The sequence below is a fragment of the Sorangium sp. So ce590 genome (genome assembly GCF_051521365.1).
GTDB lineage: Bacteria > Myxococcota_A > Polyangia > Polyangiales > Polyangiaceae > Sorangium.
The window spans coordinates 3,498,505-3,513,125 of record NZ_CP150346.1 but is presented as its reverse complement, the minus strand read 5'-3'; the positions used below and the strand labels follow the sequence as shown (position 1 = coordinate 3,513,125).

At 71.4% G+C, this 14,621-nt stretch carries 8 protein-coding genes; 6 read left to right on the top strand and 2 right to left on the bottom strand.

What is annotated here, in order from left to right; all coding sequences use genetic code 11:
* The first annotated feature begins 50 nt into the window (after positions 1 to 50).
* The 6 genes from WMF28_RS13370 (at position 51) to WMF28_RS13345 (ending at position 11,684) form a co-directional block, all read left to right on the top strand.
* The gene (locus WMF28_RS13370) at positions 51 to 4,526 is read left to right on the top strand and encodes a protein kinase domain-containing protein (protein WP_437602579.1); all 4,476 of its coding nucleotides are present in this window, start codon (positions 51 to 53) and stop codon (positions 4,524 to 4,526) included.
* Positions 4,523 to 5,806, top strand: coding sequence for a patatin-like phospholipase family protein (locus WMF28_RS13365; protein ID WP_437602578.1), 1,284 nt, complete (start codon positions 4,523 to 4,525; stop codon positions 5,804 to 5,806). The genes WMF28_RS13370 and WMF28_RS13365 overlap by 4 nt, the downstream gene beginning before the upstream one ends.
* Before the next feature lie 523 nt (positions 5,807 to 6,329).
* Entirely contained in the window at positions 6,330 to 8,072 is a 1,743-nt protein-coding gene (gene kynU, locus WMF28_RS13360) for a kynureninase (protein ID WP_437602577.1), read from the top strand.
* Positions 8,065 to 8,865, top strand: a complete 801-nt coding sequence (locus WMF28_RS13355; protein WP_437602576.1) for a tryptophan 7-halogenase — start codon at positions 8,065 to 8,067, stop codon at positions 8,863 to 8,865. The genes kynU and WMF28_RS13355 overlap by 8 nt, the downstream gene beginning before the upstream one ends.
* Complete coding sequence (locus WMF28_RS13350; RefSeq protein ID WP_437602575.1) at positions 8,862 to 10,082, top strand: hypothetical protein; 1,221 nt, start codon at positions 8,862 to 8,864, stop codon at positions 10,080 to 10,082. The genes WMF28_RS13355 and WMF28_RS13350 overlap by 4 nt, the downstream gene beginning before the upstream one ends.
* 213 nt (positions 10,083 to 10,295) lie before the next feature.
* Positions 10,296 to 11,684, top strand: a complete 1,389-nt coding sequence (locus WMF28_RS13345) for a PAS domain S-box protein (protein ID WP_437602574.1) — start codon at positions 10,296 to 10,298, stop codon at positions 11,682 to 11,684.
* A gap of 111 nt (positions 11,685 to 11,795) precedes the next feature.
* Here WMF28_RS13345 and WMF28_RS13340 read toward each other — a convergent pair whose 3' ends face one another.
* Together WMF28_RS13340 and WMF28_RS13335 are read right to left on the bottom strand one after the other, a co-directional pair.
* A complete protein-coding gene (locus tag WMF28_RS13340) occupies positions 11,796 to 13,154 on the bottom strand; it encodes a hypothetical protein (protein WP_437602573.1) in 1,359 nt (452 codons plus the stop codon).
* A gap of 2 nt (positions 13,155 to 13,156) precedes the next feature.
* The gene (locus WMF28_RS13335; protein WP_437602572.1) at positions 13,157 to 14,032 is read right to left on the bottom strand and encodes a hypothetical protein; all 876 of its coding nucleotides are present in this window, start codon (positions 14,030 to 14,032) and stop codon (positions 13,157 to 13,159) included.
* Positions 14,033 to 14,621: the final 589 nt, after the last annotated feature.

Below are 14,621 nucleotides of genomic sequence, written 5' to 3'. Positions count from 1 at the left end.
CACCGCGCCCGGCGCCTCCCAGCCACGGCGCCCGCGCGCCGCTTCGCTGCATGGCCAAGCACCCGTCCCAGCTCGCCGACCTAGAGATCCAGCGCCGCCTGGGCGCTGGCGGCATGGCGGAGGTCTTCCTCGCCAAGAAGCGCGGCGCCGAGGGCACGTACAAGCTCCTCGTCGTCAAGCGGATCCTCCCCGCGCACGGGGCGTCGCGGCGCTTCCGCGCGATGTTCGTCGAGGAGGCGCACCTCGCGACGCGCCTGAACCACCCGAACATCGTCCAGGTCTACGAGTTCTCCGACCACGGCGAGGACGGGCTGCTCCTCTCGATGGAGTACGTCGAGGGCTACGACCTCGGCAAGCTGATGCGCGCCGCCCAGCAGAAGGAGTCGCGGATCCCGCCGCTCGTGTCGGCGTTCGTCGTCTCCGAGGCCGCCAAGGGGCTGCACTACGCCCACGAGCGCAGGGACGAGGGCGGCATGCCGCTCGCCATCGTCCACCGCGACGTCTCGCCGCAGAACATCCTGCTGTCGTACGAGGGCGTCGTGAAGATCGCCGACTTCGGCATCGCCAGCGCCAACCTCTTCCGCGAGGAGCCCGGCGTGCTGAAGGGCAAGTTCGGGTACATGTCGCCCGAGCAGGCGCGCGGCGAGCGGGTCGACCGGCGGAGCGACATCTACGCCCTCGGCGTCGTGCTCTACGAGCTGCTCGCCATGCGCTCGCCCTACGGCAAGCTCGACGACGAGGCGCTGCTCCAGGCCGTCAAGGAGAGCCTCTTCGAGCCCCCGTCGACGCACGCGCGCGACGTCCCGGCGGAGCTCGAGGCGATCGTGATGCGCGCCATGGCGCAGGCGCCCGAGGACCGCTTCCAGACCGCGCGCGACCTGGCCGGCGCGATCGCGCGCGTCCTGCTCGCGAAGCAGGAGCTCGTCGACAACGCGTCGGTCGAGCAGACCGTGGCCCACCTGCTCGGCCGCGACCGCGAGCAGGAGGCGCGCGAGAACGCCGCCGGCGGCGCGGAGGAGGCGGCCGAGGGCGACGGCTCCGTGGCGCAGCCGCAGACGCTCGCGGCGGTGCCGGCCGCGCGCACGGGCGGCGAGCACGAGAACACCGGCGCGCCGCGCGTCGTGCGCGAGGTGCGCCACGTGGCCGTGGTGACGATGCGCATCGAGGGCGTGGACGAGCTGCTCGGGGCGCAGGGGCGGCTCGCCGGCCGGCGCAGCGGGCGCTCGATCCGCACGACCCTCGACGCGATCGCCTTCAAGCACGGGGCGATCTGGTCCTGGGAGTCGCACGCGGGCGCGCGCGCGGTCGTGGGGCTGCTCGCGAACCCCTCGCGCGCCGCCGCCGACGCCGCCTCGCTGGCGGTCGACGTGCACGAGGCGCTCGCGGGCGCGTCGGAGGACCTGCCCGTCGAGCTCCGCGCCGCCATCGGCATCGTCCGCGGCATCGCGTACGGCGAGCGCGACGAGCAGGGGCACCTCATCAACCACGCGCTCAAGGAGCCCGCGAACTTCCTCGCCGAGCGCCTCGGCAGCCGCACCCCGTTCGGCAAGACCTGGGTCGCGGGCGGCGTCTACCGCCTCGTCCGGCGCGACTTCCGCTGGGGCGACGCGCCGTCGCTCGATCTCAACGACGCCGGCGGCTACCAGGTCCCGCACCAGATGCGGCTCTACGCGCTGCAGCGCCCGCTCACCCGCGAGGAGCGGATGGCCGAGATCGCGCTCTCGCCGAACGACCTCGTGGGGCGCGACGCGGAGCGGGCCGACCTGCACGCCGCCTACCACCGCGCGGTCTCGCCGCCCGTGAAGGGGCTCGCCGAGCCGCCGTCGCCGCGCTACGGCGAGAGCGAGCCGCCGCCGCCGAGCCGGCAGAGCAAGCCGCCGCCGAGCCGGCAGAGCAAGCCGCCGGGCCCGCCGGGCGGCGCGCTCCGGGGCCAGTCGGTGGCGCGCGTCCTCGTCGGCGAGATGGGCATCGGCAAGAGCGCGCTCATCTCGACGTTCCTCTCGGAGCTCCCCGGCGAGGCGCGCGTGCTCCACGTCGAGTGCTCGCCGGTGAAGAGCGAGCTGCCGCTCGCCACGGTCTGCGACGTGCTCCGCGACGTCACCGGCATGGGGCTCGACCACGCGATCGACGACGCCGCCCACGTGATCCGCGCCCTGCTCGGGCCCATCGCCCGCTCGCCGCTCGGGGCGCGCATCGTCACGCGCCTCGCCGAGCTCGTCACGGGCAAGCAGCTCGACCACCCCGAGGACGACGCCGCGGCCTACGGCCGCGACGTGGTGGTGCGCGGCGTGAAGTACCTGCTCGGCTCGCTGGCGCGCCACCAGCCGCTCGTCGTCGTCATCGACGGCCTCCAGTGGGCCGATCGCCCGAGCCTGGAGCTCATCTCGGAGCTCCTGAAGCAGCGCTCGGAGCGGCTCCCGATCCTCGTGCTGCTCCTCACCCGCCCCGAGGAGCGCGTGACCCCGTTCATCGAGGGGCTCGTGCGGATCGAGCTCCGCGGCCTCAGCGCCGAGGAGCAGATGCGCCTCGTGGAGGCGCGGCTCGGCGTGCGCGAGGGCGTGGCGGCCGTCTGCGGCGAGCTCGTGCCGCGCGTCGCCGGCAACCCGTTCTTCCTGCTCGAGATGGTCGACGCGCTCCTCGAGCGGGGCACGCTGGAGATCGTCGAGCACCCGGACGGGCGGCACGAGCTCGTCCGCCACGACCGGACCGGGGACCGCGGCGAGCCGCTCCCCTCGACGCTGGAGCAGCTCATCGGCGATCGCCTGCGCGAGCTGCCGCCCGCGGAGCACGACGTCGTGAACTGGCTGGCGGTCGCGGGGGGCCCGCTGCTCAAGGACGACATCATGAACCTGACGCGGCTCGCCGACGACGAGGCCGTGACGCGCCTCTGCGCCCGCGGCCTGTGCGATCGCCGCGCCGGGGCGGTGGACTTCCGGCACCCGCTCGCGCGCGACGTCGCCTACCTCGCGCTCGACGGCGCGAGCCGCGTGCGCATGCACCGGCGGCTCGGCGAGCACCTCTCGACGACGCCGCTCGCGCAGGGGCTCTCGGCCGCGATCGTGGCGCAGCACCTCGCGCGCGGCGAGGCGCCCGGGCCGGCGGCCGAGCTCTACCTCGACGCGGCGCGGGCCGCGCGCGCCGGACACCAGGCGCAGCTGTCGCGCCGGTACTACGAGCGCGCGCTGGCGCTCCTGCCGACCGGCGACACCCGCGTGATGATCGCGCACGAGGCGCTGGAGGCGATCTTCCGCCACCTCGGCCGCCGCCGCGAGCGGAGGAAGCACCTCGCGGCGCTGCGCCAGCTCGCGAAGGAGAGCGGCCAGGCGCGCTGGGCGGCGCTCGCGCTCGTGCGCACCGCGCGCCTCGACCTCGACGACGGCCACCTCGCCCGCGGCCTGCCGGTGGCGCAGCGGGCCGCCGAGATCGCGCGCATCGCGCGCCGCCCCGCGCTCGAGGTCGAGGCGCTCACGATCCTGTCGGAGGTGCTGCGCGAGCTCGGCGACGTCCAGGGCGCGATCAGCGCGGCCGACCGGGCCCTCCGGGTGACGCAGATGGGCGGCCTGACGCCGCGGGCGCGCGCGGAGGTGCTGCGCACGAAGGGGGTGCTGCTGCGCCGGGTCGGCCGCGTGCAGGAGGCGGTCGAGGCCTACGCCGAGGCGATCGCGGTGTTCCGCGCGGTGGGGGCGCGCCGCAGCGAGGCCCGCGCGAAGAACTCGCTCGCCGTGGCGATGTTCGTGCTCGAGCGCTTCGAGGACGCGATCGCGGTCGGGCTCTCGTCGATCTCCATCGATCTCGCGATCGGGGGTCGGTTCCAGATCGCGAAGACGCTGAGCAACATCGGCCACGCGTATGCCAAGCTCGGGGATCTCCTGCGCAGCCTCGCTTACATGAAGCGGGCGCGGGAGGCGCACGAGCGCTATGATGATCAGGACGCGCGGGCCGACACGCTCCTCTGCTCGGCGGGGATCCTCCTCGAAGCGGGCGACCTCGACGCAGCGCACACCCTCTGCGCCGATGCGGGCGCGCTCATCGCGGTGACCGGCAGCGTCTACGACATGATCCACGAGCGCAACGTGCGCGGCCTCCTCGCGAAGGTGCAGGGCGACGTCCAGGGCGCGATCGCGAACGCCTCGGAGGCGCGGCAGCTCGCCGAGTCGCAGGGGCTGATGAGCTACCACGCGTACGCGACGGCCATCGAGGCGGGGGCGCGGGTGGACGCGGGCGAGGTGCACTCGGGGGTGCTGCTCGCCCGGACGGCGCTCGGCGCGGTCGAGGCGGGCAGCTCGGAGTACGGCATCGAGGTGCGTGACCTCTGCTGCGAGGCGCTGCAGAAGGGCGCGCCGGCGAGCGCCGGGGACGCGTACCACCGCGCCGGGATGCACGTGCGGCAGGTGGCGAGCTACATCCGCGACGCGCGGCTCCGGGCGCTGTTCCTGGAGCGCACCGTTGTGCGGCGCATCCTCGCCGCGGAGGCCGAGGGTCCGGCGGCGGGGCTGGACCCGCTCCGCCGCGGGGAGATGGCATGAGCGGTACCGGCGGAAGGACAGGGACGAAGCCGCGGCGCAAGGTCGCGGTGATCCTCTCGGGCGGCGGCGCCCGGGGCGCGTACGAGGTCGGGGTGATGTCGTACGTGCTCGACGTGTTCGCCCGGCGCCGCGGGGCGCCGCCGCGCATCGACATCCTGTGCGGGACGTCGGTCGGGGCGGTGAACGCGTGCTACCTCGCGGCGCACCTCGACGATCCGACGCTGGGCGTGCGGCGGCTCGTCAACCTGTGGACGCAGCTGAAGCTCGAGACGGTGCTCGGCTTCGGGGTCCGGCAGGCGATCTCCTTGCCGAAGCTCATGTTCGGCGGCGGCTCGGAGGGCGTGGGCCTGTTCGACGTCTCGCCGATGCAGAGGCTCGTCGAGCGCGAGATCCCGTGGCGCGCGATCGCGCGCACGCTGCGCCACGGCTACCTCTCGGCGGTCAGCGTGTCGGCGACCGAGATCGGGACGGGCCGCACGGTCATCTTCATGCAGACCGGCCCGGACGGCGCGCTGCCGACGACGGCGCCGCCGCGGACGATCATCCGCGGCGCGCTGATCGGCCCGCAGCACGCGCTCGCGTCGGCGGCGATCCCGATCCTGTTCCCGCCGGTGCGCATCGGCCGGGACCTCTACATGGACGGGGGCGTGCGGCAGAACACGCCGATCGCGCCGGCGCTCCGGCTGGGGGCGACGCACGTGCTGGCGATCGGCCTGTCGCGGGAGGTGCGGAGCATCGACGCGGGGGACAGCGGCAAGCCGCCTGGGATGGCGCTGGTGCTCGGCAAGGTGCTGAACGCGTTCCTGCTCGACCACATCCAGACCGATTTCGAGGTGCTGACGCGGGTGAACCACATGATCGAGGACGGCGAGCAGGCGTTCGGCCCGGATTTCCTGCACTCGATCAACGCGGCGGCGGCGCAGCGCGGGGCGCTGCCGTACCGGCGGGTGGAGACGCTGGTCATGCGGCCGAGCGTGGATCTCGGCCGCCTCGCGGCGGAGCACGTGAGGGCGGGCAAGGTGCAGGGCGGGCCGGCGATGATGCGGCGGCTGCTCTCGCTGGTGGACGTGGGGGCCGCGAACGACGCGGATCTCGCGAGCTATCTCCTGTTCGACGGGTCGTTCACGCGGAAGCTGATCGAGCTCGGGCGGGCGGACGCGGAGGCGAGGCGGCACGACGTGGCGGATTTCTTCGGGAGCGCGGCGGAGGAGGCGGAGCCGCGGCTGTCGGACAGCGCGGAGTGGTCGATCCCGCCGCCGGTGGGGCCGGGCGGAGCCTAGCCAGGCGCGTCCCTGGCTGCGCGGGAGGCCGTGCCGAGCTGCACGGCCCGCTCGGACATCGGCCTCGCCGCGCCACGAACACGGTCTCCGAGGGCCTATCCTCGTCGCAAGACGCGTGACGGGGGAGAAGCGCGGCGCCCAGCGCGGGTGTTCGTCGACCCACGCCACACCTCGCCGGTGGTGTGCGTGGACAGGCCATCAAGGACGAGTCGGCCGCAGCCCGTCGGGCTCTCGTAATCGACGAGGAGACGCGGAGACGAGGAGACGCGGAGACGAGGAGACGAGGAGACGCGGAGACGAGGAGACGAGAAGACGCGGAGACGCGGAGACGCGGAGACGCGGAGACGAGAAGACGCGGAGACGCGGAGACGCGGAGCACAGCGCCGCGCGCCTGGCGAAGCTCGTCGCACGGAAAGGAAATACATTTTATTTACCGGGGCACTCGAGCACGTATGATACGCTCTTGGCGTATCGATCACTGCGATCAGTGGGCTTATTCTCACTCCAAGAGTGAATCTTCCCCATGCACAGCAGCACACATTCGGTCTTCATCGCAGCTTCGGCGGAGCGTGTCTTCGGGGTGGTCTCCGACCCGGCGCAGATCCCCCGCTGGGCGGTCCATTTCTGCTCGAGCGTGCGCGCCGACGGGGACGCCCTCTGGGCCGCGACCGCGCGCGGCGAGGTGCGCTTCGCCATGCGCGCCGACCGCGCCCTGGGCGTCGTGGATTTCGGCCATCTTGGAGCCGACGGCGCGTGGCGCTATTCGCCGACGCGGGTGATGCCGGCGGCGGGCGGGGCCGTCTTTCTCTACACCTTCTTCCAGCGGCCGGGGATCTCGGACGAGCGCTTCGCGGCGATGAAGCGCGAGATGGAGGAGGAGCTCGCCCTGCTGAAACGGCTCGTGGAGGGCCCAGCCGTCTTCACGACGAGCTCCCCGGGGCCGGCGAGCGCGGCGCCCACGCACTCGCTCGCGCGTGAGGCGCTGGCGAGCCCCGCGTGGCGCGAGCGCCTCGAAGCCGCGCGCCGCCGCGACGCGGAGGATCCGCTCGCCGCGCTGCGGGGGCGCTTTCATCGACCGCCGGGGCCGGACGGCGTGGGGGCGGCTTATTTCTGCGGCAATGGGCTGGGGCTGCTCTCCAGGGACGCGGAGTCGGCGCTCGCGGGGGCGCTCGACCAGTGGCGCGACCTCGGCTTCCGGGCGTATTTCGACGCGACGCCGAGATGGCTGGACGCCGACGAGCTGCTCGCCCGCAGGCTCGCGCCCATCGTGGGCGCCGCGCCCGAGGAGGTGGCCGTGATGGGCAGCGTCACCGCGAACCTGCACCTCCTGATGCGCAGCTTCTACCGTCCGACGCCCGGACGTCACGCCATCCTGCTCGAGCCCGATGCATTCCCGTCCGACCGCTACGTCGTCGCCTCGCACGCGAGGCTCGCGGGCGTCGATCCGGCGACGAGCGTGCGCGAGATCCCCGTCCCGGCAGGGCAATCGTACGCGACCACCGAGGACGTCGTCGCGCACATCGCGGCGCGCGGCCACGAGATCGCGCTCGTCCTGCTGGGCGGCGTGAATCACTTCAGCGGACAGGCCTATGATCTCGAGCCGATCACGCGGGCCGCCCACGCAGCCGGTTGCCTCGTCGGGGCGGACCTGGCGCACGCGATCGGCAACGTGGCGCTGAGCTTGCACGACTCGGACGTCGATTTCGCCGTGTGGTGCCATTACAAGTACCTGAACGCCGATCCCGGCGGCGTCGCCGGCCTCTTCGTGCATGAGCGTCACGGGCGGGACACGCGGCTGCCGCGTCTCTCGGGCTGGTGGGGGCAGCGGAGGGAGACGCGCCTGGCCATGCCGGACCCCTTCGAGCCCGAGGTCGGCGCGTGGGGCTTCCGGCAGAGCGGGCCGCCGATCGCCAGCATCGCCACGCTGTCAGGGGCGCTGCAGGCGTTCGAGGAGGCCGGGATGGATCGGCTTGTCGAGAAGCGCGAAGCGCTGGTCGCGGAGCTCCTCGCCCACGTGGACGGGCTGCCGCGGGAGCGGGTGGAGGTGATCACGCCGCGGGGCTCTCGAGGCGGGCAGATCTCGCTGCGCGTGCGCGGGGAGAGCCCCGCCGAGATCTCGCGACGACTGTGGAGCCACGGGGTCCTCGTGGGCACACGGGCGCCGGACGTGGTGCGGATCGCTGTCGCGCCGCTGTATTGTAGCTTCGAGGACGTCTGCCGCCTGGGGCACGCGCTGGAGAAGGGGAGGGTTCTTGACCATGGATAATCGCATCAAAGACGTCGTCATCCTCGGTGGAGGGACCGCCGGATGGATGGCGGCCGCATACCTCGGCAAAGCCCTCCAGGGCAGCGTGCGGATCACCGTGTTGACGGCCCCGTCCATCCCCAGGATCGGCGTCGGCGAGGCCACCATCCCCAACCTGCAAAAGACCTTCTTCGACTACCTCGGCGTCGCCGAGGACGAGTGGATGCGCGAATGCAACGCCGCCTTCAAGATGGCGGTCAAGTTCATCAACTGGCGCACCCCCGGCGAAGGCGCCGCGACGTCCAGGCCCCTCGACGGCAGGTCGGACCACTTCTATCACCAGTTCGGCTTGCTGCCCGAGCACGATCACATCCCCCTGTCGCATTACTGGTACCAGATCGAGACGATGTTCGACGACACCCGGGATTTCATCCAGGCCCACTTCTACCTCGCTCCCCGCGCGGACACGCCGTTCTGGAAGGCCAACAAGTCGCTGGCCCTGACCGACGGCATCAAGGAGAAGATGGCGCTTTACCAGGCGGGCATGCCGGTGAACGCGCCGGTGACGGACGAGACGAGCTATTACGGGAACTTCGAGGCCGAGTTCCGGAGCTTCTGGACCAACGGCAATTACTACGCCATCTTCGCCGGCCTGGGCCTCCTCCCGGAGCGCCCGATGCCGGCGTTGACCTACAAGACAGCGTCGATCGGGGAAGCCGAGGCGGTCTTCGGCAGGGTGGCGCAGAAGCAGCGACACCTCCTCTCCACGCTGCCCTCGAACTACCAGCTCCTCCGGCAGATACACGGCCAATGAGGGGCGCGACGGACCCGGCCAGCGCCGCGGAGGGGGCCCCCTCGGCGGCGCCTTTCGACGCGGGCGAGCTCGACGACCTCGCGTCGTTCGACATGGATGCGGTGCGGGGCTATCTCCCCGCCACGGATCCGGTCGTCCGGCTCCCGCCTGCATACGATGCGTGGGAGCGCATCGCCGCGAGCCTCCCCGCGCTCCTCTCGGCGGAGAAGCTCGGAAAGGCGCTGGAGCGAATGCCCCTCTTGCCGCTCGACCGGCTCGAGGACGTCGGCCAGGCCCGGCGCGGCCTCTTGCTCGTCTCGATGCTGGCGTCGGCGCACGTCTGGGGTGGGAGCGAGCCAGCCACCGTCCTGCCGCGCAGCGTCGCCGTGCCGCTGTGGGAGCTCTCGGAGCGCCATGGCCTGCCGCCGACCCTTGTCCACGCCACGATGACGCTCTGGAACTTCCGGCGCCTCGAGGACGACGCGGGCATCACGCTGTCGAACCTCGCCATCCTGCAGCTGTTCCACGGGGGCATGGATGAGCACTGGTTCTTCCGGATCGCTGTGGCCATGGACGCCGCGTGCGCGCCCGCGATCCAGGCGATCGTGCAGGCCCGGCGCGCCTGCGCGGACGGGCGCGTGGAGGAGGTGGCGCGCGCCCTCGACGTCATGACAGCGGCCCTGAACGATATCCGCGAGCTCCTTGCCCGCATGCCGGAGCAGTGTGATCCTTACATCTTTTACCGGCGGCTCCGTCGCTTCCTGAGCGGCTGGCCCGAGCCGGGGGTCATCTACGCGGGGGTCGACGACACGCCCCGGCGCTTCGGCGGCTCGAGCGGCGCCCAGAGCCCCCTGCTACAGCTCTTTGACGCGATCCTCGGGGTCTCGCCCTCCGACGGGGTGCGCTCGTTCCTCCTCAAGATGCGCGTCTCGATGTTACCGGGCCACCGCCGCTTTCTCGAGGTCGTCGAGCGCGGCCCCTCGCTCCGGCGCTTCGTTCGACAGCACGCGCCGAGCCACCCCGCGCTGTGCGACGCGCACGACGCGTGCGTGAACGCCCTCGTCCGCGTCCGGGAGGTGCACGCCGAGATCACGGTCCGCTATATCCTCCGGGAATCGGACGAGAAGCAGGCTCAGGGCACGGGCGGCAGCAGCCTCGTGGAATTCTTGAACGAGATGTGCGACGCCACGCGCCGACGTGCCGTCGGTGCAGAGCCGTCGCGGACCGCGTGTGCGTGAACGGACAGCTTCCGGGCGCCCCTGTCGGCTGTCGGCTGTCGGCTGTCGACGGCTGGTCGGCTGCCGGGCGGGCGCAGGCAAAAGTCCTTACGAACCCCTTGCCTTTTCGTGACGCGCACGGGCAAGATGCGATGTCCTGGGGGGGCCAGGCGACCGCCGATCGCGCGCCGTCTTCCGAGGAGCCGGGCAGCTGCACCTGCGAAAGAAGCGGATATGACAACGGAACAGGTGATCGATCCTTCTGTCAAACCCTCGGACCGATCTCGCTGGAACGACGCGAAGCTGGCGGTCATGGCCGAGGTGGCGCCGGTTGCGATGATCGTGTGTGACCGTGAGCGCGTCGTGCGCTTCTGGAACCGGCAGGCGTCGCGGCTGTTCGGGTGGACCGAAGCGGAGGTGCTCGGCCGCGAGCTGCCCTGCCTGCGCCATGACGATGTCGACGCGTGGTGGAAGCGCCCGGGCGACGAGGAGGCTCCGCTCGCGGCGCAAGGTCTCCGCAAGGACGGCGCCCGCATCGATCTGGAGATCACGCCGGTGGTGGTGGAGCGCGACGCGTCCGGCGCCGCCTCCGGGCTCATGGCGGTCGTCAGGGAGACCCGCGAGAAGCACACGCCGGAATGCTCCGCCGAGAGGACGCGCGCGAACGACGCGCTCCGCGAGAGCGAGGAGCGCTTCCGCATGGTCGTCCTCGCCGTCCAGGATGCGATCTACGATTTCGACGTCGCGACCGGCGCGGTCTGGCGCAGCGATACCTTCGAGAAGGTCTCGGGCGCGCCCAAGGACCTCTACGCGGACGCAGGCTGGTGGCGCGAGCACATCCACCCTGACGACGTGAACAACGTCAGCGACGCGCTCGGGTCGGCGATGGGCTCCGGCGCCAGCACCTGGAGCGCAGAGTACCGCCTGCGCCGGGCGACCGGCGAGTACGCCGTGCTCATCGACCGCGGCGTGATCCTCCGTGACGCGGAGGGCAAGCTGGTCAAGGTCGTCGGCGCGGTCTCGGACGTGACCGAGCAGCGACGGCTCGAGGCGCGGGTGCAGGAGTCGATGATCCAGCTCAAGGCAGCCGCCGAGGAGGTCGAGCAGCAGAATCGGCTCCTCGAGAACGAGATCCTCGAGCGCATGCGCAGCGAGGACAGCCTGCGCACCCAGAACGAGGCCATCCGGCTCATGTCGGCCCCCGTGGTCCAGGTCTGGGAGCACGTCCTGGCCCTCCCGCTGATCGGCGCGATCGACGACGTCCGCGCGTCGCGCATCACGGAGACGCTCCTCAACGAGGTCGTGCGCACGCAGGCCAGGGTCGCGATCATGGATCTGACCGGCATCGAGAGCGTCGATATCGCGACCACCAAGCACCTCCTGGACATGATGCGAGCCGTCCAGCTGCTCGGGACGCGCGGGGTTGTGTCGGGGATCTCGCCGCAGATCGCGGCCACCATGACGGAGCTCGGCGCCGAGACGCAGGGGCTCGTCACCTTCGGCACCCTGAAGGACGCGCTCCGCCACGCGGTCGCCTCGACCACGCGCGCCGCGACCGCCCCCCGCTCGCCGGGGCCGAGCGCGGCAGCGGCGCGGCCCGCAGGCGCACAAGACCGGCGGTGACCCCCGCGCGCGACCAAGGCAAGGGGGGTCCGTCGGCGCGGGCTGCCCCTCGGCGCGTGGACGAGGCGGGCTGCCCGGACGACGGCGCGTGGCCGCCGTCCGGGCGCGGCGTCAGAGGACCTTCAGGAACGCGATCAGATCCGAGCGCTGAGCGCGCGAGAGGCGGATCGGGAACCGCCTGCCGTCCTTCGATTTGTTGTAGAAATCGCTGTTGAAGTAGTCGACGACCTCCTCGAGCGACATCGCCGAATTGTCGTGGAAGTACGGGGCGTTCCGCGCGAGGCGCCGGAGCTGCGGGACCTTGAAGCGGCCGACGTCCTCGAGCCGCCCGGTCGTGGCCGCCAGCCCGACGTCCTTCGTGACCTTGAAGGGGACGATGACGCCGTCCTCGCGGACGAGCGGGAGGACGATGGGCTCGAAGACGCCCCCACCGGCGTGGTGAGAGAACCTGAGACCGTGCCTGTTCCGCTCGGACACGCCCACGTTGAACGTCCGTGTCACGCTCGGCCCGAACACCGGGTTCTTGACGTCCGTCTCGCCGTTGCCGAGCGCCTCGACGTTCGAGAGGTTGTTGAACACGTTGGGCACGTTGTGGCACGTCATGCACGAGCGCTCGAACACCTTCTTCCCGCGCTCCTCGGCCCGCGTCCGGATCCGGACCGTGTGGAAGGGATCGCGCGCCAGCACGCGGAACATCGGGTGCGACGGGTCGCGGAGCGCGGCGAGGCGCGGATCCGAGAGCTGCGAGAACTGGAACGCCTCGAGGTCGTTGCCGTCCTGGACCGTGAAGAGGTCGTCGAAGCGCTTGTCCGACTCCTGCGTGTGGCTGAAGACGGCGCCCCGGTCGGTCTCGAACATCGTGCGCGCGCGCGCGTCATGGAGGAACCCGTTCGAGAAGGCCAGGTTGACAAGCCGGATGGACTTGCGCCAGAAGAACACCTGCCGGAACGGGTCGTCCTCGGCGCGCTGGAGGTTGAAGCGGTTCGGGCGATACTTGATGAGGGCCAGCTCGTCGAGGTTGCGCAGGCCGTCCGGGTCGCCCTGCGCGTCGCCGTGGAGGCCCGTGAACAGCGCGTCGTCGAGAGACACCGACGCGGACAGCGGGGGGGGCGGGAGCCCGAGCTCCACCTCGAGCCCGCGATGGCACGTGAAGCACGTGCGCTGGTTGCTCACGACCGTGCCCCCGAAGGCCACCGAGGGCCCCTCGAAGATCGCCTGGCTCTTGTCCTCCGCGTCGCTGTCCGCGGCCAGGCCGAAGAGGGCGCGGCCCCGCACCGGATCCGCCCCCGGCTGGGTCGGATTGAACCGCAGGGACTCCTCCAGATGCAGGTTGTGGGTGCCGCTGTTCGTGACCTTGATCTCGGACCCTGCCGCGCCGAGCAGCTCCAGGTCGTCGCGTGATCCGGTGCACGCCGAGAGGGACGCCGCGAGGCCGACGGCGAAGAGCAGTCGCAGGAGTCTCGTCGTCATGGCTAGCTCCCCTCCGGGCTGCAGAAGTTCAGGCCCTTTGTGTGCACCCCGGTGAAGAAGTCCTCGCACGTCCCGGCGCCTGCGAACGGCCGGATCGGCGGCGCCACGTTGCCGAAGGTCGCGTCGATATCCCACGCGTAGCCCCGCGGGATGACGCCGCCGAACTGGGTGCCGTTGCTGTAGGTGGAGAACAGGTGCCCGCGCGGCGGGAACGTGTAGTACTCCGTCGGCTCGATCGTGACGCTCAGGAAGAAGCCGCTCCGGAGGTAGTCCGAGAAGCTGACCGCCTCCGAGGCGGGGAGCGTCTTGGCGTAGCCCCGGATCGTCGACAGATCGATCCGGTTCGGGTCCGACAGGCACAGGTTCGGCGGCGGGAACCCCTCGACGACCTGAGCGTACTCGGGCAGATCCGCGCGCACCGTCTTGTCGTACGCGAGGGTGAACTCCAGATCGACGTCGCCGTCCGCGTCGGGCTGGAAGAGCGGCGAGCCGATGGCCCTCACCGTCGGCAGCTCGATGGCGATCGAGCCGGGCGGGGGCGCCGCGAAATCGAGCTCGCTGCCGAGCAGATCCCGCGTGGCGGCGTCGTAATAGAACTTGAGGAGCCCTGCCTGGCTGACGACCCAGAACTGATATCGCCCGTTCACGATGTCCTCGCTCTCGGGCCAGAAGGGGTTTGGAAAGAAGCTCACCCCCGGGGTGCGATCGACGCTCGGAGAGGGCACGAGCACCCCCTTGCCGGTGATCTTGATCCGGACCGAGTTGTCCTCTTCGCTCCATCGCAGGGTGGCCTGCATCTCGCGCTCGCAGTTGTGGGGCAGCGCGATGACCGTGGCCTCCGGCGGGACGCCGGCGCCCCGGTAGAGAGGGACCTTCATGAAACCTTCACGATGATCGCCTCCCGACTGCGCCTGCACAGGGGAGCCGGCGACGCCGGACGAGCCGGCCGTCAGCACGCCGGCGCCGAACACAAGCACGAACCCGGCGTGACGCGGTCTCAGATGACGTGGTTTGGACATCGAATGCTCCTGTCCGCAGAGGGGCGCCCGCGGGGGTAGGCGCTCGCTCCGCGCGCGAAGGGCAAAGTGGGACCGAGACGAGGCAGCGGCTTCACCGGCCGTGGCAGAGCCGTCAGCCGCCGCGCAACCGACGCACATCCTGCGAGGACCAGCGCCTCTTGCCCCCACGGCCCAGAGGCACCCCCTCGAACCAATGTATATATCCGAGACAGACGCAATTCAAAGAACAAATGAAACGGTCTTTACTCCATGACAGAACCTCCGGAGACGCTCACGTGTCGCCACCGGACATCACAACCTGCTGAACTCGACGACAGCGCGGCTCGGCTGTGCATCGCAGCGGCGGATTTCATGCCCTGTCAGGCAAAGCTCGCGGGGAGGCCGGGCAACCGGGGGGCGTCGACGGGGCCCATGCCTCCATGTCCGCCTCCCTGGTCAACTGCAGGTG

Excerpts from the sequence above, each read along its gene's own strand:
- WMF28_RS13365 (WP_437602578.1), top strand. The coding sequence starts at position 4,523 with ATGAGCGGTACCGGCGGAAGGACAGGGACGAAGCCGCGGCGCAAGGTC.
- WMF28_RS13335 (WP_437602572.1), bottom strand. The coding sequence starts at position 14,032 with ATGAAGGTCCCTCTCTACCGGGGCGCCGGCGTCCCGCCGGAGGCCACG.
- WMF28_RS13370 (WP_437602579.1), top strand. The coding sequence starts at position 51 with ATGGCCAAGCACCCGTCCCAGCTCGCCGACCTAGAGATCCAGCGCCGC.
- WMF28_RS13355 (WP_437602576.1), top strand. The coding sequence starts at position 8,065 with ATGGATAATCGCATCAAAGACGTCGTCATCCTCGGTGGAGGGACCGCC.
- WMF28_RS13340 (WP_437602573.1), bottom strand. The coding sequence starts at position 13,154 with ATGACGACGAGACTCCTGCGACTGCTCTTCGCCGTCGGCCTCGCGGCG.
- WMF28_RS13350 (WP_437602575.1), top strand. The coding sequence starts at position 8,862 with ATGAGGGGCGCGACGGACCCGGCCAGCGCCGCGGAGGGGGCCCCCTCG.
- WMF28_RS13345 (WP_437602574.1), top strand. The coding sequence starts at position 10,296 with ATGACAACGGAACAGGTGATCGATCCTTCTGTCAAACCCTCGGACCGA.
- kynU (WP_437602577.1), top strand. The coding sequence starts at position 6,330 with ATGCACAGCAGCACACATTCGGTCTTCATCGCAGCTTCGGCGGAGCGT.